Below are 22424 nucleotides of genomic sequence, written 5' to 3'. Positions count from 1 at the left end.
CGTCCGGGCAAGCTGGTCAAAATGGGGGGAAGCCAGATCAACACGCAGATTTTGCGCGCGCGGATTGCCGACTCTCGGCTGGTCTGGATCGCCGCCATCGCCATCCCCTTGATGTTGCTCGCCCCTGCCCTGTGGAACGGCTATCCGCTGCTCCAATGGGATACCGGCGGCTATCTGGCACGCTGGTATGAAGGCTACCTGGTGCCCAGCCGCTCCACGGTGTTCGGCCTCTATCTGCATTTCGGCGAGGACTCCGCGTTCTGGATCAATCTCGGAATCCAAGGGCTGGCGACACTGTGGGTGCTGCAGCTGACGCTGCGCGCTTTTGAAATCGCCCAGCCCTTGCGGTTGCTGGCAATGAGCCTGGTGCTGGTCCTGGCCACCGCGCTGCCATGGCTTGCGAGCACGCTTCTGACCGACATCTATGCCGGCCTGTCGGTGCTGTCGCTCTTCATCCTGGTCGCGCATGGCGAGCGAACCTCGACGGTCGAAAAATGTTCACTGTTCGCCCTGACGGCGTTCGCCGCGGCCACGCACAGCGCCACGCTCGCGGTGCTGCTCGGGCTGTGCTGCCTGGGGTGGATCGTGCGTCCGTTTTTGCGCGGGCGGATCACGGTTTCCGGACTGACGCAGGGCAGCCTCACCCTCGTCGTCGGCGCGGCGATGCTGCTGGCGGCGAATTTCGCACTGTCAGGAAAATTGGCATGGACGCCCGGCGGCTACGGCGTCGCCTTCGGACGAATGCTGCAGGACGGTATCGTCGCGCGTTACCTCAAGGAGCATTGTCCGCAGCAGCAGCTGAAGCTCTGTCCCTATCGCGACCAGTTGCCTGCAACTGCCGATCGATTTCTGTGGGGTAGCAGCGTGTTCAACACGCTTGGCCGCTTTCAGGGCCTGGGCGACGAGATGAGCTTTATCGTGCTGCGTTCGCTGGCCGAGTATCCGGCAAGGCAGGTCGAGGCCGCGATCACCGGAACTGCGCGGCAACTGGTCCATGTCGCGACCGGCGAAGGCACCAATGAATGGATTGGCCACACCTACGGGATCATCGAGCGTTACATCCCAGCACAGCTCAAGGCGATGCGCGCCGCAAACCAGCAGCGCTGGCGGCTCGACTTCGTCGCCATCAACCGTCTCCACGTGCCGGTGGCGCTTGCCTCGATGCTGCTGGCCGCGATCGTGTTCGGCGGCGGGCTCCGGCGGCGCCCGCTCGATGATCTCACGCTCCTCGCAGGGACCGTCACCTTCGCCGTGCTCGGCAACGCGTTTATTTGCGCGGTGATCTCCGGCCCGCATGACCGCTATGGCGCGCGGATGGCGTGGGTCGCGACCTTCGTGGTGCTGATTGCGGCGGCGCGACGTTTTTCCGGCGAGGACGGACTGCGCGACGGCTCAGTTTCGCCGTGAGAGAAAGTCGATGACGCCGGCCTTGTAGACCTTGTCGCCGACCGCGCGCATGTGATCGCGGTTCGGAATATCCAGCACCTCGGCGTTCGGAATGATCTTGCCCAGCGCCTGCGCCGAGCCTGCGATCTCATCTGCCGTGCCGACCGCGATCAGCACGGGCACATTGATGCCGGCGGCTTCATCCCTCGTCATCAGACGCCGCGAGCCGCGCAGGCAGGCGGCCAACGCCCGATGGTCGGAACGGGTCTGGTCCGCAAAAGCGCGAAAAGTCCGTCCCACCGGATCGGTCACGTCGTCCAGTGACGGTGCCTCGAGTGCGAGCGCAACGTTTTCGCCGGGGCCACCGCCCGTGATCATCCCGATCCCGATGCCGCCGAGGATCGCCGAGCGCAGCCGCTGCGGCCGGCTCAACGCCATCACCGCCGTCATCCGCGATCCCAGCGAATAGCCCATCACGTCGGCCCGCTCGATTCCCAGGTGATCCAGCAGCGCGACGACGTCGCCGGCCATGATCGCGATCTCGTAACTGGCGGCATCGTACAGTTTGCCGGAATCGCCATGACCGCGATTGTCGAGCGCAATCACACGGCGGCCGGCCTTCTTTAGTTCGGAAACCCAGGTCGGATAGACCCAGTTCACGTTCTTGCTCGACGCGAAGCCGTGCACGAGAACAATCGGATCACCCTCACCTTCGTCGAGATAGGCAATTTCGACATCGCCGTTGTGAAAAGTCGGCATCCGTAATTCCATTTTTTTTGGGGAGTTCAATTTGGGGGAGTTCAAAATGTGCGATCGGAAAACGATCGCAAGTCTAGCCGCAGGTGGCGGCGCTCGCCAGAGCCGGGCCCGGCGGTAACGCCGCAGCCGCCGTGTGATTTCGCAGGCGCCGCGCCTTCTTGCGGCGCAGGTACGCCATGGTGGCCCGCTCGGTGGCCGCCTTGATGGACGACAGAAAGCCGAACAAGGCCAATAGCGCGCTGAATACCCACAGCGACAGATTGAATGCTCCGGCCGCCAGCAGCAGGGCGCCGCGGCCGAGCAGTTTCAGGATCGCCCGGGTCTGGCCGCCCTTGGATTCCGCGAGCCGTGCGGCGCGCGCGATATCCTTCGGGCCCTCGGCAATGCGCAGCGTATCGAGCGCGCCGCGCGTGCCGGCCTTTTCCCCGACGCGGCCGACATCCTTGGCAAGCCGAACCAACGCACCGGCCTTCTCGGCGCGGAACGCCGCCTTGATTGCACTGATGGTGGCGCCGGGCCGCAGCACCGAGCCGGAGGCGACCGCCTTCTGCAGCATCGGCCCGTCGACGACGTCGCGCAGCGAGCGGCCGGCCCATCGCGTCAGCCCCTCGCCCAGGCGTCCGACCTTGCGGGCATCCTTGACCATGGTCAGCCCGGCGCGCACCGGGAGCGCGCCACCGACCGACACATAGGTCGCCGCCGTCACCGCAAGGCCCACCGTCGCGAGCCCGAGTATCAAATGATCGGTATCCTCGCCCATCGCCAGATGCTTGCCTTCGCGCACCACATCGCGGATATCGCCGAATACGACGAGATCGCCGGCCACCGTGCCCGACAGGCTCGCGACATCGTCGGCGTTGCCGGTGACCAGACCGATGGCAAAACGTTTGGCAAAATGCGAGGTTGAGTTCGCGTCCGTGACGGCGTCGTTGACGCGCTTCGACAGCGCTTCGCCAATGGCGATGTTCCTGTCGCGCGCAAGTTCGACGAAGCTGCCGGCGAGGTCGGCGTCTTCAGCCGCCAGCGCCGCCTCGATATGTTCCGCCACCAGCGTCGGGTTGTTCCGCAGCGCAGAATTGAGCCTCAAATCGGCCAATTCGGACGGATCGTCCTGCGCCGCCAGGACCGCAAAAGCGTCGCGCGCGTGTGTCCATAGCGCCGCACCCACGGCGATACTTGCCGCCATGCCCGCCACCGCCAAACTGAGCTTCGCCCGCTTCATCCTGCAAAACCTGGGTTTTCGCTGCCCTCAACATAATATGCCGCATTTGCGACACAACGTCCCCGACGAAAGAAGGGCTTCTCTGGGACGACAAGATTGTGTCGAATTTGCATGAGCAAATGTGCGGCGGCGATCTTCGAGAATCGGGGCTCTAGGAATCAACGGAACCCGTCAGTATGGTGCGCGGCATTTCGACCGGCCGCGTCGCGTTGATTGCGTCCGTCCGTCATTGCCATCCAAGGTGAATTCCATGTCCGACCATGTCGTCCCGCACTTCCACAACGACGCCGGCGTTTCGGTAATCGAGATCGGCTCGCAGGAGTTCATGTGCGTGGGCGCCAATCCGCCGTTCGATCATCCGCATGTCTTCCTCGATCTCGGCAACGACAACGAGATCATCTGCCCCTATTGCTCGACGCTCTATCGTTTTGCTGCCGACCTCAAAGCCGGCGAAGCGCGTCCCCCGGAATGCGTGCTGAAGGACAAAGTCGCCTGACAGGTCGGTGGCCGTCACGCGCACCATCGTTGTCGCTGGTGCCGGGATCGGAGGACTGACCGCAGCGCTGGCGCTGGCAAAGCAGGGCTTTCGCGTCGTCGTTCTGGAAAAGGCCGAACGGCTGGAAGAAGCCGGCGCCGGCCTGCAGCTTTCGCCCAACGCCAGCCGCATCCTGGTTGGACTAGGCTTGCAGCCGCGGCTCGCCGCGCGCGCCGTGACGCCCGAATCCATCAACATCATGAGCGCCCGCGATGGCGGCGAGATCGCCCGCCTGCCGCTCGGCGAGGCCGCGAACTTCCGCGCCGGCGCGCCCTATTGGGTGGTGCATCGTGCCGACCTGCAGGCGGCGCTGCAGGCAGAGATCAACGACAGTCCCGACATCGAATTGCGGCTTGGCTGCCAGTTCGAGGACGTCACCGCGCATGCCAAAGGCCTGACGGTGGTGCAGCGCCGCGGCAATGCGCGGCAACAGGAACTGGCGGTGGCGCTGATCGGCGCCGACGGCATCTGGTCGTCGGTTCGGCATCATTTGTTTCCGGAAATTCAGCCGCAATTCGCCGGGCTGATCGCCTGGCGCGGCACGCTCGATGCGACGGCGTTGCCGCGCGAATATACCTCGCCGCGCGTGCAGCTGTGGATGGGACCAGGAGCCCATCTCGTCGCCTATCCGATCTCGGGCGGGCGGCAAATCAACGTCGTCGCCATCGTGCCGGGGACGTGGAACAGGCCGGGCTGGAGCGCACCGGGCGAAGCCAATGAAATCAAGACGGCGTTCTCACGGCAATGGCCGGCGACCGCGCGAATGCTGATCGGCGCCGTCGATGAATGGCGGCGATGGGCGCTGTTCACGGTGCCCGATATCGGCGGCTGGAGCGACGGCGCGATCGCGCTGCTCGGCGATGCCGCGCACGCCATGCTGCCGTTCGCAGCCCAAGGCGCGGGAATGGCGATCGAGGATGCCGCGGTGCTGGCCAAAGCCTTGAGCGAAAGCTCCGGCGAAAATACCGCCGGCATCCCGGCGGCCCTGAAGCGCTACGGACGGCTGCGGCGCGCCCGCGTGTTGCAGGTCCAGCGCGCCGCCCGGCGCTCGGGACAAATTTATCATCTGACAGGGCCGCTCGCGCTCGCGCGCGATCTCGTCATCAAGTCACTCGGCCCAAGGCGAATGCTGGCGCGGCAGGACTGGATTTACGACTGGCGGGCGTGAGCATCTGACGCTCATTCCGCGGCAGCTATTGCGCAAGGAGCGCGTCATCGCGGCGGAGGACGGGATGCCCTGGCGCCTGCGGCTGGCGCGGGCGGCGCCGCCGCCGCGCCCACAGCAGGTTTGGCTTCCGGTGACGGCTCCTGGCATTTGTTGCGCCGCCAGGCCTCCTCGGCAAATTTCGATTGTCCCTGGGTCGCAATAAGCTCGTTGCGATAGGCAACCTCCGCCACGACAGACCCGCCAACGCCGGTTTCGGCCTTCGCCATCAGGCCCTGCAGTTCCGCCTTGCGCGCGGCGAGCCTGACGCGCTCGGTCACGAGGTGGTTGCATTCGTAGAGATCGTATCTGGCGGGATCGGCGAAAGCCGTCGACATGTTGTCGCCCACGCTGGCACAGCCGGAGAGTGCTGCCCCGACCGCGAGCAGCGCCAGCACGGCGCGGCTTCGCAAAAAGGACTGGCGATGGGACAGGAGTGCAAACATCGGACCTTCGTAACCGGACAACGTTGAGATTGCCTAAAGCAGGACCAGATGTCCGCATTGAGGCTTTGCGTCCGGCCGCGCGTTCCCTTAAACGAAGGGCGCGGTTTCGGGGGCGGATTATCCCATTTCCACTTCGCCGGCAATCGCGCTAAGTAGCTGATGTTGTGGCTAAAGCGGACGTGGCGGAATTGGTAGACGCAAGGGACTTAAAATCCCTCGATGGCAACGTCGTGTGGGTTCGACTCCCACCGCCCGCACCACGCTTCGCCCTGTCGGGCTACGCGTGGCGCAGCCACGCGAAGGCCGTCAGGCCGAAGCGTGTCCAGCGTAGCTTGAGCGCAGCGAAAGCGAAGACGGACTGGTGAGGCAGAGGGGGCGCCCCTTGCGAACTAGAGCTGGGCAAGCCAAGCCATGCCGGGACGAAGGTGGCGGGGGAGCGACTTTGCAGCAGACCAGTCTTTTCGAGATGCGCCGGCTGGAGATGCTGAGCAACACGATCTTCGGCGTTGCCATGACGCTGCTTGCCTACGATCTGCCGAAGGCCGGCAGTTTCGCCAGCGCGCCAGGCTGGGGCGACCTCGTTCGCGTCTATGCGCAACCGGTCATCGCGCTGACGATCAGCTTCGTCGTTGCCGGCCTGTTCTGGTTCAGCCATCACCGGCGGCTCGCCGTTGCGCCGGAAGCCAGCCGCGGCGTCGTCTTCCTCAATCTGCTGTTTCTGCTGTCGATCATCATCCTGCCGGTGACCAACGGCCTTTACGGCAGCTATCGGCTCGACGGCGTGGTCGGCGTGATCTACGGGATTCATCTCCTGACGATCGCCACGCTGAACGGGCTGTTGTGGATTCTTGCCCTCAGAGGCCGCCGCGACCTGCCCTTACGGGTGACGGTGTTATTCCCGATCCTGGTATTCGTGATCGGGACAGCCATCGCCACATTCGCCCCGGCGGTGGCGCAGTTCACCTGGTGCCTGGCCTTTTTCGCGCCGGTCGCAGGCTGGCTCACCGAACGGTGGTCGCGCTAGCTTGCTCGCCCTTCGTTCGGGTATAAGTCCGGAACAGCAGAGCGCTATTCCCCTGGCTGCCCGGCTCACCCTATTCGACGTCACGAGAAACCAGTGATGCTCGCCCCGTCGGAACCAAGCGTCGCAGACCTCATGCGTCTGCGACTGGATCAAAACTCCGTTCGCGGCGCGAGGCAGGATCCGTATCATCTCGCGCTTGTCGTCGAGGGCGGCGGAATGCGCGGCGTTGTGGCCGGCGGAATGGTCACCGCGATCCAGGAGCTCGGCCTGACCGGCTGCTTCGATACCATTCACGGCTCTTCGGCGGGTGCCTGCGCCGGCGCCTATTTGATGACGGACCAGGCCAGTCTCGGTACGAGCATCTTCTATGAGGACATCAACAATTCGAAAGTGACCAATCCACGCCGCCTGTGGCGAGGTGCGCCGATCATGGATACGGGATTCATTACGGATAAGGTCATGCGCACGACCAAGCGGCTGGACGTGGAAAAAATCATCCAGTCGCCGGACCTGCTTCACATCATAGCCACCACCACGGATGCGCAGGAAACGCATTACTCGAGGTATGCGACGCCCGATCAGTTCTTTGCCATCCTCAGAGGCACCATCACGATGCCGATCGTCGGAGGCACGTCGGTGACCATCGACGGCAAGCAACTCGTCGACGGCGGCATGGTCCAGCAGATCCCGTTCCGCTCAGCGGTGCAACGAGCCGCCACACACGTGCTGGTCCTGCTGACGCGACGAGATCAGGAACTGGAGCGAAAGAAGAGCAAGCCGGTCGCACTGCTGGAATGGCTTGCCGTGCGGTTCGTCTATGGAGGCGTATTGGCGGACCTCTACGCGTCCCGATCCGAACGCATCAACAATGATCTGCGCCTGATCTTCGAGAGAAATATCGGCAACGTCACGATGGATTATATCGCGCGTCCCATGACCGATTCGAGGGTGCGCCGCTTCACGCTGGAGACCGCCCTGCTCAAAAAGGGAGCGGAGGAAGGCTACCAGGCCATCCGTCGTTATGCTGACGCGCTGAAGGCAAAGTTCCATGCGGGCTAGCTCAGGCGTTGGCCCGAACGCTGGTCCTGTGCTGCCCGATCAGCCTGTCCGCCTCCTCGACAATGAGTCGCTCGACTTTCGCCTGAAATTCCTTGCGATCGAGGCCGGCTGGAATCGGCGGGAGATAGGAGAGCGTGATCTTTCCGCTGTGAATCATCAGCGTCTTCTTGCCCCAGAACAATCCTGAATTATGCGCCGTCGGCAAAACCGGGATGTCGAGATGTGAATACAGCGCGGCGATGCCCGCCGCATGGAACAGCACCGGCTCGCCAATGGCCTGACGCGTGCCTTGCGGAAATATCAGCACCTTGCGGCCCTCGCCGACCACGCGCTTGGCTTCATCGAGCATTTGCCGCAGTGCCTGGCGGCCCGCCGACCGGTCCAGCAGGATCATCGGGTACCTATGGAGGTACCAGCCGACGATCGGCAGATCGATCAGTTCCTTTTTGGCGACGATGCTGGCGTCGGGAAAGATTGCGGATAGCGCAACCGTCTCCCACAGAGATTGATGGTTGCAGGCGATGATGCATGGACCATTCGGAATGTTTTCGCGCCCCTGCTCCCTGTAATCCAGCCCCACCACGTACTTCAGGAGAAACACGATCCCGTTCGCCCACAATTGCGAAACTCCGCGAACCTGCGCGCTGCTGGCGTTGGAAAGCCGCAAAAAAGGCAATGTCGGCGACAGGAAGAGTGTCCAGATCACCGCAGCGGCATCGAATACGACCGACCTCAGGTAATGCAACGATAATATCCCTCAGCTTCTGCGATTTGCCGGCTCCAAATACAGTACTTTTCGGGTCTTGCATAATTCCGGCCCGGCCACACCACCGCCCGCCCCCAAAGAAAAATCCGTTTCGCCGTGGACCGGCCAGAATTGTCTATCTAGGATTGCGGCGTGCCGGCATTGGAACAGATCACCATCTCCCCGCGCCTCACCTTCGACACCCTCGTCGCGGGCGAGCCCGGCGCGCCTTTGGTGTTGCTGCTGCATGGCTTTGCGGAATCGATGCATTGCTGGCGCGCCCAGGTCACGGCGCTCGGCGATATGGGCTACCGCGCGATGGCGCCAAGCCAGCGCGGTTACTCGCCCGGCGCGCGGCCGGATCCACGCGAGTTCTCGCATTACCTGATCGATCGCCTGATGGACGACGCGATGGCGATCGCCGCAGCCTCGGGCTATGCCACCGCGCGTTTTCATCTGGTCGGCCATGACTGGGGCGGCAGCATCGCCTGGGGATTGGCCGACCGTTCCCACGAGCGGCTGGCCTCACTCACCATCCTTTCGCGGCCCCATCCGAACGCGTTCAATCGTGCGCTGTACATGGCCGACGGCGATCAGGCTCAACGCTCGCGACACCACAAGGCGTTCCTCGAGCCAGACGCCGCCGATGTCGTGCTATCAGACGATTGCAAATGGCTGCGCGATCGGCTGATCGCCAATGGTGTTCCCGCAGACGCCATCGAGGCGCACCTTGCCGTGCTCGGCAACAAGGAGACGATGGAAGCGGCGCTGGCCTGGTATCGCGCCCGCGGCGCGGTTCGCGGACCCCTCGGCCCGATTCGCGTGCCGACGCTCTACATCTGGGGCGATGCCGACGACACCGTCGGCCGCGTCGCCGCCGAAGGCACCAGGGATTTCGTCGCCGCGCCCTATCAATTCGAAGTCCTGCCCGGCGTCGGGCATTTCGCGGCGGATCAGGCGCCGGAACGGGTCAGTGAATTGTTACTGGCGCATTTCGCGGCGCACCCGGATTGACGGAACCGGATGCCGGCAAAAATGTTGTCCTGCAGCAATTGGAGCATGACGACATGGCTAGCGAACGACCTTCTGAGAAACCGGATTCCAGGGCGAGCAAGCCGGCCCCGGATCAGCCGCGCTCTCCTTCGGAGCGGCCGCAGGTCCCGTCGCCGCTCGTGAACGACGGCCCGGAACTGGTGCGCGACCGCAACTGCTAGAGCCACGCGCCATCAGGCGCTGGCGGCGAATACCTGGTGCCTGCCAGGCGCGGCGTCGAACAATGCCCTGGTGTATTCGTGCTGGGGCGCGGCAAACACCTCTGCCGTGGTGCCTTGTTCGACGATCACGCCGCGCTGCATCACCGCGATGCGGTCGCAGACCTGGGCTGCGACGCGCAAATCGTGCGTGATGAACAGCACCGCCAAGTTGAACTTGCGGCGCACCTCGTCGAGCAGCTTGAGCACCTGATCCTGCACGGAGACGTCCAGTGCCGACACCGGCTCGTCGCCAATCAGCAATTCCGGCTCCATCGCCAGCGCCCGTGCAATGCAGATCCTTTGGCGCTGGCCGCCGGAGAACTGGTGCGGGAAGCGATCGATCGCGGCCGGAGGCAGGTGCACGATCGCCATCAGGTCACGCGCGCGCTGCAGCGCCTCCTTGCGGCTGACGCCAAAATTCATCGGCCCCTCGATGATGGCCTCACCGACCGTGCGGCGCGGATTGAGCGATCGGTATGGGTCCTGGAAGATGAACTGAACGCGCCGGCGCATCGGACGAAACTGCGCCTCCCGCATCGCCGCGATATCGATGCCGTCGATCTTGATGCCGCCGCCCGAGGTGTCGACCAGCCGCGCGACGCAGCGCGCGACCGTCGACTTGCCAGAACCGGACTCGCCGACAATGCCGAGCGTTTCGCCGCGACGGATCGTCAGCGAGACGTCCTTGACCGCGGCGACGACGCGCGCTTTCGGCTGGAGCAGCGATCGCTTGCCATAGGTCTTGAACAGATTCTCGGTTTGCAAGACCACCGGACCGGTCACCGGCGTTCGCGTCGGCGGCGTCATGCTCGGCACCGCGCGCAGCAGCATTTTGGTATATTCCTCGCGCGGGGCCCGCAGCACCTCCTCGCAGGGACCCTGCTCCACGATCCGGCCCATCTGCATCACCACGACACGGTCGGCGATCTCGGAAACCACGCCGAAATCGTGGGTAATGAACAGCACGCCGGTTTTCGTGCGCCCCTGCATTTCCCGAACGAGTTTGAGGATCTGCGCCTGCGTGGTGACATCGAGCGCCGTGGTCGGCTCGTCCGCAATCAATAGAGCGGGGTCGAGCACCAGCGCGGCCGCGATCATGATCCGCTGGCGCTGGCCGCCCGACAGCTGGTGCGGATAGGCGTCGATCATCTGTTCGGGGTCCGGCAGATGCACCGCACGCATGATATCGAGCACACGCGCGCGCTGCTGCTTCTGGTCGAGGCTGGTGTGGATCTCCAGCACTTCACGGATCTGGTCGCCGACCCGCTCGACCGGGTTGAGCGCAGTCATCGGCTCCTGAAACACCATGGCCATCCGGGTGCCGCGGACCGCGCGCAACTCGGCATCGGATTTGGTCAGCAGTTGATCGCCCTGCAGCCGGATCGAGCCGCTCTCGACCTGCATCGCGCCCTTCGGCAACAGGCCCATCACGGCCTGCGCCGTCACCGATTTGCCGGAGCCGGACTCGCCGACCACGCAGACGATCTCGTCGGCACCGACGGTCAGGTTGATCCCCTGCACGGCGTGCGGCCGGTCGCCGCCCCTGATGGCGACGGAAAGATCTGAGACTTCGAGGACGATATTGCTCACATCACACCCGCTTCGCCATTTTGGGATCGAGCGTATCGCGCAATCCGTCGCCAAGCGTGTTGACGGCAAGGATCGTGAGCGCAAGGCACACCCCGGGATAGATGATGTTGTGCGGGAACAGGCTGAACACCTCTCTTCCCGCGGCCATGATGTTGCCCCAGGTCGGCACTTCCGGCGGCACGCCGATGCCGAGGAAGGACAGGATGGCCTCGATCAGGATGGCGGACGCGCAGATGAAGGTGCCCTGCACGATCATCGGCGCGATGGTGTTGGGCAACACATGCCGCCACAGCAGTTTCGGGGTCGAAGTGCCAAGCGTCACCGCGGCTTCGACATAGGGCTCTTCGCGCACGCTGAGCACGATCGAACGCACCAGCCGGACGACGCCGGGAATCTGGGGAACGGTGATCGCGATGATGACGGTCCACACGCTGGAACGGAACAGCGACACCATGGCGATCGCCAGCAGGATGGCCGGAATCGCCATCAACCCGTCCATGATCCGCATGATGATGGCGTCGAGAATGCGGAAGAAGCCGGCGAGCAGACCGATGAACAGGCCGCAGGCGACGCTGATCAACGCCACCGTTATGCCGACAAAGAGCGAGACGCGTGCGCCATAGACCACGCGGCTATAGACGTCACGTCCCAGGCCGTCCGTGCCGAACTTGGCGATCATCTTGAAGCGTTCGCCGGTGTCCGTCCGCATCGTGATTTCCGCGCCGGGGACCTTGTTTCGTGCAATCGGGCTGATCGCGGTCGGATCGATGGTTCCGAGCCAGGGCGCGAATAGCCCCATCAGCAATACGATCGCAATGATGGCGCCGCCGAACATCACGCCCGGGTTGCGCAGCAATTTGCGATACGCTGCGGGCTTGGCCGGGCTCGCCGGCAAAGCGGGTTCAAGGATCGTTGCGTCGGCCATCAGTAGCGAATCCTGGGATCGAGAATGGTGTAGACCATGTCAACCGCAAGGTTGATCATGACGTAGACGAACGAAAACAGCAGAATGACGGCCTGGATCGTCGGATAGTCGCGCGCCAGCACCGCGTCCACCGTCAGTCGGCCAAGGCCTGGGATCGTGAACACGCTTTCGGTGACGACCACGCCGCCGATCAGGAGCGCCACGCCAAGTCCGATCACCGTGACGATCGGAACGGCCGCATTGCGCAGCGCGTGACGGAACAGCACCTTTCGCTCGGACTGTCCCTTGGCCCGCGCGGTGCGGATATAATCCTCCGACAGCACTTCCAGCAGACTGGTGCGCGTCATGCGCGCGATCAGCGCGATATAGATCACCGACAAGGTTACCGACGGCAGGATCAGCCGCTGCGCCCACCCGCCAACCCCCTCCGAGAATCGCTGATAACCCTGGACCGGCAGCCAATTCAAATAGACCGCGAACAAATAGATCAAGAGATAGCCGACCACGAACACGGGCACGGAAAAGCCGAGCACCGAAAAACCCATCACGATGCGGTCGATCCACGAACCGTGCCGGTGCGCCGCCAGTACACCGAGTGGAACAGCGACAAATATCGCAATCAGGATCGTGAACAAGGCGAGCGACAGGGTCGGCTCGATCCGCTCACCGATCAGCGAGGCCACCGTCTTCTTGAAGAAGAAACTTTCGCCGAAATTGCCGGTTAGCACCCGGCCCGACCAGATCACGAACTGCTCGATCATTGGCCGGTCGAGGCCGAGCTGGCTGCGGATCTGCGCCACCTGCTCGGTCGTGGCATTGTCGCCGGCGATGATCGCCGCCGGATCCGACGGCGTCAGCCGCAGCATCAGGAAGATAAAGACCGCAACCACCAGCATCACGGGGATGGTGCCGAGCAGTCGCCGGAACAGGTAGCCATACATCGACATGAAAGCGCAGGTCCTGAAAGTGAACGGGCGGCGGCGAACCGCCGCCCGTCGTCGTTACGTTACATCACTTGGTGATTTCGACGTTCCAGAGCACCGGCACCGGCGAAATCAGGTACCCCTTGACGTTCTTGCGCATGGCAACCGGCTGGACGTACTCGCCGATCGGAATCTCCGGCGTGAACTCGACGACGCGTTGCTGTACCGCTTCGGCAATTGCCTTCTGCTTGGTGGGATCGGTCTCTCGGGCAAAGTCGTCGCGCAGCTTCTCCAGCTTCTCGTCGCAGGGCCAGCCGAATGATGCCTTCTCGCAAGCCGCGTTCACGTAGGCCGTCGAGATCGGGTTCATCACGTCAGCGGCGACCCAGGCCGTGAGGAAGGCGTTCCAGCCGCCGGCTTCCGGCGGATCCTTCTTGGCACGGCGGGCGACCAGCGTCTGCCAATCCATCGACTGCATGTCGACCTTGAAGCCCGCCTTCTCCATCAGCGATTTCGCCACCGGAGCAAGGTTGGTCAGGGTCTTGAGGTCGGTGGAGTGCATCAGCAGCACCGGCGTGCCGTCGTAGCCCGCCTCCTTCAGCAGCTCCTGCGCCTTCTTGGCGTTGGAGGTCAGCAGCCCGTCCATTCCCTTGGTGGTGGCGAACGGCGTGTCGCAGATGAACAGCGCCTTGCACGGCCTGATGTAGTTCTCGTCACCGATGGTCGCCATCAGGAAGTCTTCTTGATTGAAGGCATACCACAACGCATGGCGGATTTTCGGATTGTCGAAAGGCTTGTGCAGCGTGTTCGGCCGGAAGACGTATTGCAACTTCGCCAGCGGCGACACGACCACACTTACGTTCGGATCCTTCTTCAGGGTTGGAAGCAGGTCGTGGCTGGGCGCCTCGATGAGATCGATCTCGCCCTTGGAAAGCGCGTTGACCGCCTGCTGCGCGTCGGAAATGGCGCGCCACTCGACGCGATCCACCTTGACGACCTTTCCGCCCGAGAGACTCGAGGCAGGCTCGGAGCGCGGCTTGTACTTGTCGAACTTGACGTAAACGGTCTTGTCGCCGGGCTTCCATTCATCCTTGACGAAGACGAAGGGGCCGGAACCAGTGAAATCCTCGATCTGCTTGTTCGGATCGGTGTCGGCGACGCGCTTGGGCATCATGAACGGCACGTTGGAGGACGGCTTCGACAGACCCAGCAGCACGAGGCCGGTCGGTTCCTTGAGCTTGATGGTGAAAGTCTTGGCATCGACCGCATCGATCGAAGCAACGAAGGTCATCATTTTCTGACCGAGCGAGTCCTTGACCGCCCAGCGTTTGATGGAGGCAATGCAGTCTTCCGACGTCACTGGCTTGCCGTCGTGCCACAACAGGCCTTCGCGCAACGTGAAAGTGTAGGTCTTTTTGTCGGCCGAGGTGTCGTACTTCTCGACCATCTGCGGCTTGATCTCGCCCTTTTCATCCTGCGCGAGCAGCGTGTCGTAGATCATGTAGCCGTGGTTGCGGACGATGTAGGCGGTGGTCCAGATCGGATCCAGGATCTTCAGGTCCGAGTGCATGACGGCGCGCAACGTGGTCTGCGCAAGCGCAGGCGCTGCCGCGGCCACGAGGCTGCCAACACAAGTCGCCGCCAGAATTGTTTTTCTCAACGCGTTCATTCCTTCACCTCCGTTGTCGTCTCGACGCCCGAACGCCTATTGTTCAGGCCCCTGCCCAGTTTCTGACCGGACTATAGGGTCGATCTTCAGCTTCACAACACCCTTTTGACCCGACGACACTGGTGACGCCGGCGCTCAGGCAGGACAGGACAGCTATCCGGACAGGTCCCTCCACGGCCGGCTTCCGCCGGCCGGATTGGCCCTGTTCAACTCCGCCAACACGCCTAGTCAAAAATCTACAATCAAGAATGATGCCAGAATTCCCGAGCTCCCGATCCGGCACTGCGAAAGTCTGACGGCGGCATGTTTTCCCTTTACAAATTCGCCGCCGATCCTTCTCGTACCGGGCCATCGGCACCGAGCCCAACATTCCGGCCGAACCGGGAGAATCCAGATGAATCCTGCCAACCTTCCCTTCGATTCCGATGCCATGCTGCAGGGGCTACGAACCTGGGTCGAATGCGAAAGCCCGACCTGGGATGCGGTTGCGGTCGAGCGGATGCTCGACCTTGCGGCGCGCGAAATGGCTATCATGGGTGCGACCATCGAACGCATCACCGGGCGGCAGAGCTTTGCCGGCTGCGTCCGTGCGCGCTTCCCTCACCCGAAGCAAGGCGAGCCCGGAATTCTGATCGCGGGCCATCTCGACACCGTCCATCCGGTCGGGACGCTTGAAAGGCTGCCGTGGCGGCGCGAGGGCAACAAATGCTACGGCCCCGGTATCTTCGACATGAAGGGCGGCAACTACCTCACGCTCGAAGCGATCCGGCAACTGGCGCGCGCCTCGTTCACGACGCCGCTGCCGATCACGGTGCTGTTCACGCCGGACGAAGAGGTCGGCACACCATCGACCCGCGACATCATCGAAGCCGAGGCCGGGCGCAACAGATATGTGCTAGTGCCTGAACCGGGTCGCGCGAACAACGGCGTTGTCACCGGGCGATATGCCATTGCCCGTTTCAATCTCGAAGCCACCGGCAAGCCGAGCCATGCCGGTGCCACGCTCTCATCCGGCCGTTCCGCGATCCGCGAGATGGCACGCCAGATTATCGCCATCGACGCCATGACGACGGAAGATTGCACCTTCTCGGTCGGCATCGTGCACGGCGGTCAGTGGGTCAACTGCGTCGCCACCACCTGCACCGGTGAGGCGCTCAGCATGGCCAAGCGGCAGGCCGATCTCGATCGCGGCGTCGAACGCATGCTCGCGCTTTCCGGAACGAGCAATGACGTCTCGTTCAAAGTTACCCGTGGCGTGACCCGCCCGGTGTGGGAGCCTGACGCCGGCACGATGGCGCTCTACGAACAGGCGCGCAACGTAGCCCGGAGCCTGGGCCTCGAGCTGCCGCATGCCAGCGCCGGCGGCGGCTCCGACGGCAATTTTACCGGCGCGATGGGTATCCCGACCCTTGATGGGCTGGGTGTTCGTGGTGCCGATGCCCATACGCTCAACGAACACATCGAGGTCGACAGTCTCGCAGAGCGCGGCCGTTTGATGGCGGGTTTGCTGGCGACGCTGTCGTGAGCTCGCCTCGCTCCCCTGCGCAAACGCTTCGCGTTTGTCGCAGGCAATGACGGGGCCCATTACTAACGCCCACGCTCCATGCAAAACGGAATTGCTCCGCGGCTTGCGCTTGCGGCAGTGACGCGCTTAACGTCATCCCAACATTCGCACCCGCTGAGAACATAGATGACCCGCATCGCCGTTGGCGCCTTTCTGCACGAAACCAACACCTTCGCGCCGACCAAGGCGACCTATGACGATTTCGTTCACGGTGGCGGCTGGCCGTCGATGTCGCATGGCACTGAGGTGCTCAAGGTCATGCGCAAGATCAATGTCGGCCTTGCCGGTTTCGTGGAAGCCGCCGAAGCCAACGGCTGGGAGCTGGTACCGACGATCGCGGCAGCGGCCGTCCCATCGGCGCATGTCACCAGGGATGCCTTCGAACGGATCATGAAGGAGATGGTCGACGGCATCGCCGCCGCCGGGCCGATCGATGCCGTCTATCTCGATTTGCACGGCGCCATGGTCACCGAGCATTACGACGATGGCGAAGGCGAAACGCTCGCCCGCGTGCGCAAGGTGATCGGCAAGGACCTGCCGCTGGTCGTGAGCCTCGACCTCCATGCCAATGTCTCGCCCGAGATGATGGAGCATGCGGATGCGCTGATTGCCTACCGCACCTATCCGCATGTCGACATGGCCGACACCGGCCGCGCCTGCGCAAAGCATCTGGCCCTGATGCTGGAGACTAAGACGCGGTTCGCAAAAGCCTTCCGGCAATTGCCGTTCCTGATCCCGATCAGCTGGCAATGCACCGTCGACCAGCCCACCAAAGGCATCTATCAGAAGCTGGCGGCGCTGGAGAGCGCATCCGTGCCGACGCTGTCGTTCGCGCCGGGATTTCCGGCCGCCGATTTCCGGCATTGCGGGCCGAGCGTATTCGCCTATGGCGCAACGCAGGCCGATGCGGATGCTGCCGCCGACAAACTGGTGGCGCTGATCGAAGGCCACGAGGACGATTTCGACGGCCACATCTATACGCCCGATGAGGGCGTGCGCCACGCCATGGAGCTGGCGAAGAACGCGAAGAAGCCGATCGTCATCGCCGATACCCAGGACAATCCCGGCGCCGGCGGCGATTCCGACACCACCGGCATGCTGCGCGCGCTGGTCCGTAACAAGGCGACCCGCGCCGCCATCGGTGTGATCCATGATCCACAATCGGCGACGGCTGCGCATGCCGCGGGCGTCGGCGCCACCGTCACGCTTTCGCTCGGCGGCAAGTCCGGCATACCGGGCGATGCGCCGTATCAGGAAACTTTCGTCGTCGAAAAGCTGTCGGACGGCAACTTCATGGCAACCGGCCCCTATTATCGCGGCCGCGACATGGAGATGGGGCCATCGGCGTGCCTGCGCATCGGCGACGTCAGGGTGGTCGTGAGTTCCTACAAGGCGCAGCTCGCCGATCAGGCGATGTACCGCTATGTCGGGATCGAGCCGACCGAGCAGGCGATCCTGGTCAACAAGAGTTCGGTGCATTTCCGCGCCGACTTTGAGCCGATCGCTGAAAAGCTGCTGATCTGCGCCGCCCCCGGCGCGATGCCGGCGGATACCGCGACTTTGCTCTGGACGCGGCTGCGTCCGGGCATCCGCATCAAGCCGAACGGCCCAGCCTTTGTACCTTCAAGTCAATTTCGTTCAACCGTAACCGGATAACAGACATGCCCACCATCGAACGCATCGACGGCTATGCCGAAGAACTCACCGCCATCAGGCGCGATCTGCATGCCCATCCGGAAATCGGCTTCGAGGAGGTCCGCACATCAGGCATCGTCGCCGACAAGCTGACGCAATGGGGCATCGAGGTGCATCGCGGCCTTGGCGGCACCGGCGTGGTTGGCGTGCTCAAGGGCAAGGGCACGGGCGCCATGAAGATCGGTCTGCGCGCCGACATGGATGCATTGCCGATGGAAGAGAACACCAACCTGCGCTGGCGCTCGACCATTCCCGGCCGCTTTCACGGCTGCGGCCATGACGGCCACACCACCATGCTGCTCGGCACCGCACGCTATCTCGCCGAGACCAAGAATTTCGACGGCACCGTGCACTTCATCTTCCAGCCCGCCGAGGAAGGCCTCGGCGGCGCCCGCGCCATGATCAAGGACGGCCTGTTCCAGAAGTTTCCCTGCGACGAGGTCTACGGACTGCACAACGCGCCTGACCTGAACCATGGCGAGATCGCGATCCTGCCGGGCCCGGCGATGGCAGGCGCCGACTTCTTCGATATCACGATCGACGGTTATGGCGCGCATGGCGCAATGCCGGAACGCTCCAAGGACGCCGTCATCATTGCCACGACGCTCGCCCAGGCGCTGCAGACCGTCGTCAGCCGCAACGTCCCCCCGCATCATCCCGCGGTGCTGTCGATCACGCAGATCCATGCCGGCTCCGCCTACAACGTCATTCCTGGCCAGGCCAAATTGTGCGGCACCGTCCGCGCTTTCGACGACGGCGTGCGCGCGCTGATCCGCGAGCGCATGCGCGCGATCTGCGCCGGCATCGCCGCCGCGTTCCAGTGCGAGATCAATGCCGACATCCGCGACATTTTCAGCGTGCTGGTGAACCAGGAAGAACAGTCGCAGATCGTTGCGGCCGTGGCGCGCACGGTGGTCGATCCGGACAAGGTGATCACCCGCACCGAGCCGAAGATGGGCAGCGAAGACTTCGCCGACATGATGCAGGCGGTGCCCGGCGCCTATTTCTGGGTCGGCCATGAAGGCTCGGTGCCCGTCCACAATCCCGGTTACGTCCTCGACGACAAGATCCTGCCGATCGGCGCCAGCATGTTCGCGCGCATCATCGAGACCCGTATGCCGGTAGGTGCGCATGCATAAAACCAAAGAAGAAGTCACCTCACTGCACGACCTTTCCGCCGTCGACCTTCTTGCGGGCTACCGCGCCAAGCAATTCTCGCCGTCGGAGGTGCTGGAGGAAGTGCTCGCCCACGTCGCAGCGTGGGAGCCCCACATCAAGGCGCTCTATCTGCTTGATCCCGACGGCGCGCGCGCTGCCGCCAAGGCCTCGACCGATCGCTGGCACCAGGGCGAGCCGGTCGGCACGCTCGACGGCGTGCCCGCCACCATCAAGGACAACATCGCCACCAAGGACCAGCCAACCCCGCTCGGCGCCGCCAGCGTCAAGCACGTGCCGTCGCCGAAGGACGCGCCCCCCGCCGCGCGGCTGCGCGAAGCCGGCGCCATCATCTTCTCCAAGACCACGATGCCGGATTACGGCATGTTGTCGTCGGGGCTTTCCAGCTTCCATCCCCTCACCCGCAATCCCTGGGATCTCAGCAAGAACCCCGGCGGGTCGTCCTCCGGCGCCGGTGCCGCAGGTGCGGCCGGTTACGGCCCGCTGCATCTCGGCACGGACATCGGCGGCTCGGTGCGGCTGCCGGCCTGCTGGTGCGGCCTGGTCGCGCTGAAACCGAGTCTCGGGCGCATTCCGATCGAGCCCTTCTATGTCGGCCGCGTCGCGGGGCCGATGACCCGCATCGTCGACGATGCGGCGCTGATGATGAGCGTGCTGTCGCGGCCCGACCGGCGCGACGGCATGAGCCTGCCCGCGCATGAAATCGCCTGGAAGGCGCTCGACAAGTCGCCGCGCAAAGTGCGGATCGGGCTGATGCTCGATGCCGGCACCGGCCAGCCGCTGGAGAAGGAAGTGCGCGAGGTCGCCGTCAAGGCTGCCAAGGCCTTCGAATCCGCCGGCGCCGTCGTCACCGAAATCGACGGCATACTGACGCGCGAAATGCTCGACGGGGTCGACAATTTCTTTCGCGCGCGGAGCTGGGACGATATTTCCAGGCTGGCGCCGGAGGAGCGCGCCAAGATGCTGCCCTACATCCATCAATGGGCGGAAGCCGGCGCGAAGCTCTCAGGCCTTGATGTCATCAGAGGCTTCAATGCCACCATGGCGATCCGCACCGCCGCGGCAAAACTGTTCTGCGATTTCGATTATGTGGTCTCTCCGGTATCACCGGTGGTGAACTTCCCGGCCGAATTCGCGTCCCCGGTCAACGACCCCGAAATGCCGTTCGAGCACATCGCCTATACCGTCCCGTGGAATATGTCGGAAAACCCGGCCGTCTCGATCAATGGCGGCTACGACAAGAAGGGCTTTCCGATCGGCGTGCAGATCGTCGGCCGCCGCTTCGATGATCTCGGCGTGCTCGGCATGGCCAAGGCATTCGAAGGCCTGCGTGGCCCGCAAAAGCCGTGGCCGACCCCGCCGAAGAAGTAAACTCTATCCGTCATTCCGGGGCGATGCGCAGGATCGAACTACGATGTGCTATTGCACATCGGAGAATCTCGAGATTCCGGGTTCGTCGCTTTGCGACGCCCCGGAATGACGGCTAAAAATTAAAAACGAAACACCAGGAAGGAAATCACCCATGGCGTATGAGACGATCAAGTACGAGGTCGCCGAGCAGATTCTCACCATCACGCTGAACCGGCCCGACAAGCTCAACGCCTTCAACGGCACGATGCAGCAGGAATTGATCGACGCGTTCGACGCGGCCGATAAGGACGACAACGTCCGTGCCATCATCGTGACCGGCGCGGGCCGCGGCTTCTGCGCCGGTGCGGATCTGTCCTCCGGCGCCAACACATTCGATCGCGACGCGCGGCGCGGGCCGGTCAAGCGGCTGGCTGACGGCAGTGTCGATTACAGCGATCCGCAGGTGCGCGATGGCGGCGGACAGGTGACGCTGCGGATTTTCAAGTGCCTGAAGCCGGTGATCGCAGCGGTGAATGGTCCCGCGGTCGGCATCGGCGTCACCATGCAGCTGGCGATGGATATTCGCATCGCCTCTGAGGCCGCTCGCTTCGGCTTCGTGTTTTCCCAGCGCGGCATCGTGCCGGAAGCCGCCTCGAGTTGGTTCCTGCCGCGCCTGGTCGGCATCGCCCAGGCCCTGGAGTGGTGCTACACCGGCCGCGTGTTCCCGGCGCAGGAAGCGCTTGCCGGCCGCCTCGTCAGCAAGGTGGTGCCGCCGGATGAATTGCTGCCGACCGCCCGCGCGCTCGCCAGGGAGATCGCCGCCAAGACCGCGCCGGTTTCGGTGGCGCTGATCCGCCAGATGATGTGGCGCATGATGGGCGCCGACGATCCGATGGAGGCCCACAAGATCGACAGCCGCGGCATCTATGCCCGCGGACGTTCCGAGGACGTGAAAGAAGGCGTGGTGTCGTTCCTCGAAAAGCGCCCCGCGCAATTCAAGAACAAGGTTTCGTCTGACATGCCCGACTATTACCCCTGGTGGGACGAGCGGGAGTATAAGTGACGGCGAAGCCGTCATCCCGGGGCGACGCGAAGCGTCGAACCCGGGATCTCGACGTCCTGAGTCTGGAGCCGTGAGCGCCAAAAACGACGGCGTCGTCCTGCTGCACGGCATCAGCAGAACACACCGCTCATTTCGAAAGATGCAAGCGGCGATCGAGGCCGCCGGCTTCGCCACACTCAATGCCGGCTATGCGAGCCGCCATCATGCGCTCGAAGCGCTGGCGGAGGGCATCCATCCCGCCATCGCGCAATTCACCGCAGACACCCAGGGCCAGATTCATTTCGTCGGACATTCGATGGGTGGCCTGCTGGCCCGCATTTACATAGCCCAACACCGGCCGCAGCACCTCGGCCGTGTGGTGATGCTCGGCACACCCAATGGCGGCAGCGAGCTCGCCGATCGGCTGAAAAACGTTACGCTCTACCGTGCCTGGTTCGGGCCTGCGGGGCAGCAACTCGTGACCGAGCGTGATGCCGCTACCTGCGCGCTGTTTCCCGCGGTCGATTACCCCGTCGGCATCATCGCGGGAAACCGATCGGTCGATCCGACGTCTTCGCTGTTCCTGCCGAAGCCGCATGACGGCAGGGTGTCGGTGGAGAACACCAAACTCGATGGCATGGCCGACCACATCGTGATCGGAACGTCGCATCCATTGCTGCCGACGAACAAATTGGCGATCGGGCAGACGATTGCGTTTTTGAGCGATGGCGGATTCAGCAGGCCGTAAGTTCAGCGCGCTGGGCAAGGTAATGCTCTCCACGAGTACGCGGCGAGGTCGAGCAGAGCGTGCAGGTCGGGCTTGCCACACGTCAGCGGCCGCGCCGGAACGTACCAGA

At 63.7% G+C, this 22424-nt stretch carries 20 protein-coding genes and 1 tRNA gene; 13 read left to right on the top strand and 8 right to left on the bottom strand.

The annotated features are described in order from the left end of the window. Positions 1-21: 21 nt before the first annotated feature. Positions 22-1407, top strand: a complete 1386-nt coding sequence (locus tag ACSQ84_RS10680; protein ID WP_436211624.1) for a hypothetical protein — start codon at positions 22-24, stop codon at positions 1405-1407. Here ACSQ84_RS10680 and ACSQ84_RS10675 read toward each other — a convergent pair. Both ACSQ84_RS10675 and ACSQ84_RS10670 read right to left on the bottom strand, forming a co-directional pair. Further along, positions 1393-2145 carry an alpha/beta fold hydrolase gene (locus tag ACSQ84_RS10675; protein ID WP_436211623.1) on the bottom strand — a complete coding sequence of 251 codons (753 nt, stop codon included), beginning with the start codon at positions 2143-2145 and terminating at the stop codon, positions 1393-1395. The two genes, ACSQ84_RS10680 and ACSQ84_RS10675, sit on opposite strands and share 15 nt — an antisense overlap. A 73-nt stretch (positions 2146-2218) precedes the next feature. Next, entirely contained in the window at positions 2219-3367 is a 1149-nt protein-coding gene (locus ACSQ84_RS10670) for a hypothetical protein (RefSeq protein ID WP_436211622.1), read from the bottom strand. 250 nt (positions 3368-3617) lie between these two features. Between ACSQ84_RS10670 and ACSQ84_RS10665 the strand changes: the two genes are divergently transcribed. Both ACSQ84_RS10665 and ACSQ84_RS10660 read left to right on the top strand, forming a co-directional pair. Further along, complete coding sequence (locus ACSQ84_RS10665; RefSeq protein ID WP_192734038.1) at positions 3618-3863, top strand: zinc-finger domain-containing protein; 246 nt, start codon at positions 3618-3620, stop codon at positions 3861-3863. A 7-nt stretch (positions 3864-3870) separates the two neighbouring features. Then, on the top strand, positions 3871-5070 hold the full coding sequence (locus ACSQ84_RS10660; RefSeq protein WP_436211621.1) for an FAD-dependent monooxygenase: 1200 nt from the start codon (positions 3871-3873) through the stop codon (positions 5068-5070). Positions 5071-5114: 44 nt separating this feature from the next. Here the strand turns inward: ACSQ84_RS10660 and ACSQ84_RS10655 are convergent, their stop codons facing one another. After that, a complete protein-coding gene (locus ACSQ84_RS10655; protein WP_436211620.1) occupies positions 5115-5552 on the bottom strand; it encodes a twin-arginine translocation pathway signal in 438 nt (145 codons plus the stop codon). A 173-nt stretch (positions 5553-5725) separates the two neighbouring features. Here ACSQ84_RS10655 and ACSQ84_RS10650 point away from each other — a divergent pair. The 3 genes from ACSQ84_RS10650 to ACSQ84_RS10640 all read left to right on the top strand — a co-directional run bounded on the left by ACSQ84_RS10650 (position 5726) and on the right by ACSQ84_RS10640 (position 7635). After that, positions 5726-5812, top strand: a tRNA-Leu gene (locus ACSQ84_RS10650). Between the two features lie 206 nt (positions 5813-6018). Beyond that, positions 6019-6576 (top strand): TMEM175 family protein, encoded by a 558-nt coding sequence (locus ACSQ84_RS10645; RefSeq protein WP_436212266.1) that lies wholly within the window; start codon positions 6019-6021, stop codon positions 6574-6576. 132 nt (positions 6577-6708) lie between these two features. Then, positions 6709-7635 carry a patatin-like phospholipase family protein gene (locus ACSQ84_RS10640; RefSeq protein ID WP_436211619.1) on the top strand — a complete coding sequence of 309 codons (927 nt, stop codon included), beginning with the start codon at positions 6709-6711 and terminating at the stop codon, positions 7633-7635. Between the two features lies 1 nt (position 7636). Here ACSQ84_RS10640 and ACSQ84_RS10635 read toward each other — a convergent pair whose 3' ends face one another. Beyond that, positions 7637-8380, bottom strand: a complete 744-nt coding sequence (locus tag ACSQ84_RS10635) for a lysophospholipid acyltransferase family protein (protein ID WP_436211618.1) — start codon at positions 8378-8380, stop codon at positions 7637-7639. 153 nt (positions 8381-8533) lie between these two features. On the opposite strand from ACSQ84_RS10635, the gene ACSQ84_RS10630 reads away from it, so the two are divergent. Then, positions 8534-9394 (top strand): alpha/beta fold hydrolase, encoded by an 861-nt coding sequence (locus tag ACSQ84_RS10630; protein WP_436211617.1) that lies wholly within the window; start codon positions 8534-8536, stop codon positions 9392-9394. A 212-nt stretch (positions 9395-9606) separates the two neighbouring features. Here ACSQ84_RS10630 and ACSQ84_RS10625 read toward each other — a convergent pair whose 3' ends face one another. The 4 genes from ACSQ84_RS10625 to ACSQ84_RS10610 form a co-directional block, all read right to left on the bottom strand. Beyond that, positions 9607-11223 carry an ABC transporter ATP-binding protein gene (locus ACSQ84_RS10625; protein ID WP_436211616.1) on the bottom strand — a complete coding sequence of 539 codons (1617 nt, stop codon included), beginning with the start codon at positions 11221-11223 and terminating at the stop codon, positions 9607-9609. Between the two features lies 1 nt (position 11224). Next, entirely contained in the window at positions 11225-12148 is a 924-nt protein-coding gene (locus ACSQ84_RS10620; protein WP_436211615.1) for an ABC transporter permease, read from the bottom strand. Next, entirely contained in the window at positions 12148-13089 is a 942-nt protein-coding gene (locus ACSQ84_RS10615) for an ABC transporter permease (protein ID WP_436212265.1), read from the bottom strand. Before ACSQ84_RS10615 ends, ACSQ84_RS10620 begins: the two co-directional genes overlap by 1 nt. Positions 13090-13159: 70 nt before the next feature. Continuing rightward, positions 13160-14740 carry an ABC transporter substrate-binding protein gene (locus ACSQ84_RS10610; protein ID WP_436211614.1) on the bottom strand — a complete coding sequence of 527 codons (1581 nt, stop codon included), beginning with the start codon at positions 14738-14740 and terminating at the stop codon, positions 13160-13162. 394 nt (positions 14741-15134) lie between these two features. Here ACSQ84_RS10610 and ACSQ84_RS10605 point away from each other — a divergent pair, with 394 nt between their 5' ends. The 6 genes from ACSQ84_RS10605 (at position 15135) to ACSQ84_RS10580 (ending at position 22315) form a co-directional block, all read left to right on the top strand. Continuing rightward, complete coding sequence (locus ACSQ84_RS10605) at positions 15135-16265, top strand: M20/M25/M40 family metallo-hydrolase (protein ID WP_436211613.1); 1131 nt, start codon at positions 15135-15137, stop codon at positions 16263-16265. A gap of 165 nt (positions 16266-16430) precedes the next feature. Then, positions 16431-17960, top strand: coding sequence for a M81 family metallopeptidase (locus ACSQ84_RS10600; protein WP_436211612.1), 1530 nt, complete (start codon positions 16431-16433; stop codon positions 17958-17960). A 5-nt stretch (positions 17961-17965) separates the two neighbouring features. Then, positions 17966-19138, top strand: a complete 1173-nt coding sequence (locus ACSQ84_RS10595) for a M20 aminoacylase family protein (RefSeq protein ID WP_436211611.1) — start codon at positions 17966-17968, stop codon at positions 19136-19138. After that, positions 19131-20546, top strand: a complete 1416-nt coding sequence (locus tag ACSQ84_RS10590; protein ID WP_436211610.1) for an amidase — start codon at positions 19131-19133, stop codon at positions 20544-20546. Before ACSQ84_RS10595 ends, ACSQ84_RS10590 begins: the two co-directional genes overlap by 8 nt. A gap of 151 nt (positions 20547-20697) precedes the next feature. Further along, complete coding sequence (locus tag ACSQ84_RS10585; protein ID WP_436211609.1) at positions 20698-21588, top strand: crotonase/enoyl-CoA hydratase family protein; 891 nt, start codon at positions 20698-20700, stop codon at positions 21586-21588. Positions 21589-21658: 70 nt separating this feature from the next. Further along, positions 21659-22315 carry an esterase/lipase family protein gene (locus tag ACSQ84_RS10580; protein WP_436211608.1) on the top strand — a complete coding sequence of 219 codons (657 nt, stop codon included), beginning with the start codon at positions 21659-21661 and terminating at the stop codon, positions 22313-22315. The last annotated feature ends 109 nt before the right edge of the window (positions 22316-22424 follow it).

The organism is Bradyrhizobium sp. LjRoot220 (assembly GCF_964252915.1).
GTDB lineage: Bacteria > Pseudomonadota > Alphaproteobacteria > Rhizobiales > Xanthobacteraceae > Bradyrhizobium.
Note: the sequence above shows the minus strand (reverse complement) of the source record. Positions and strands in the feature narration are given on the sequence as shown.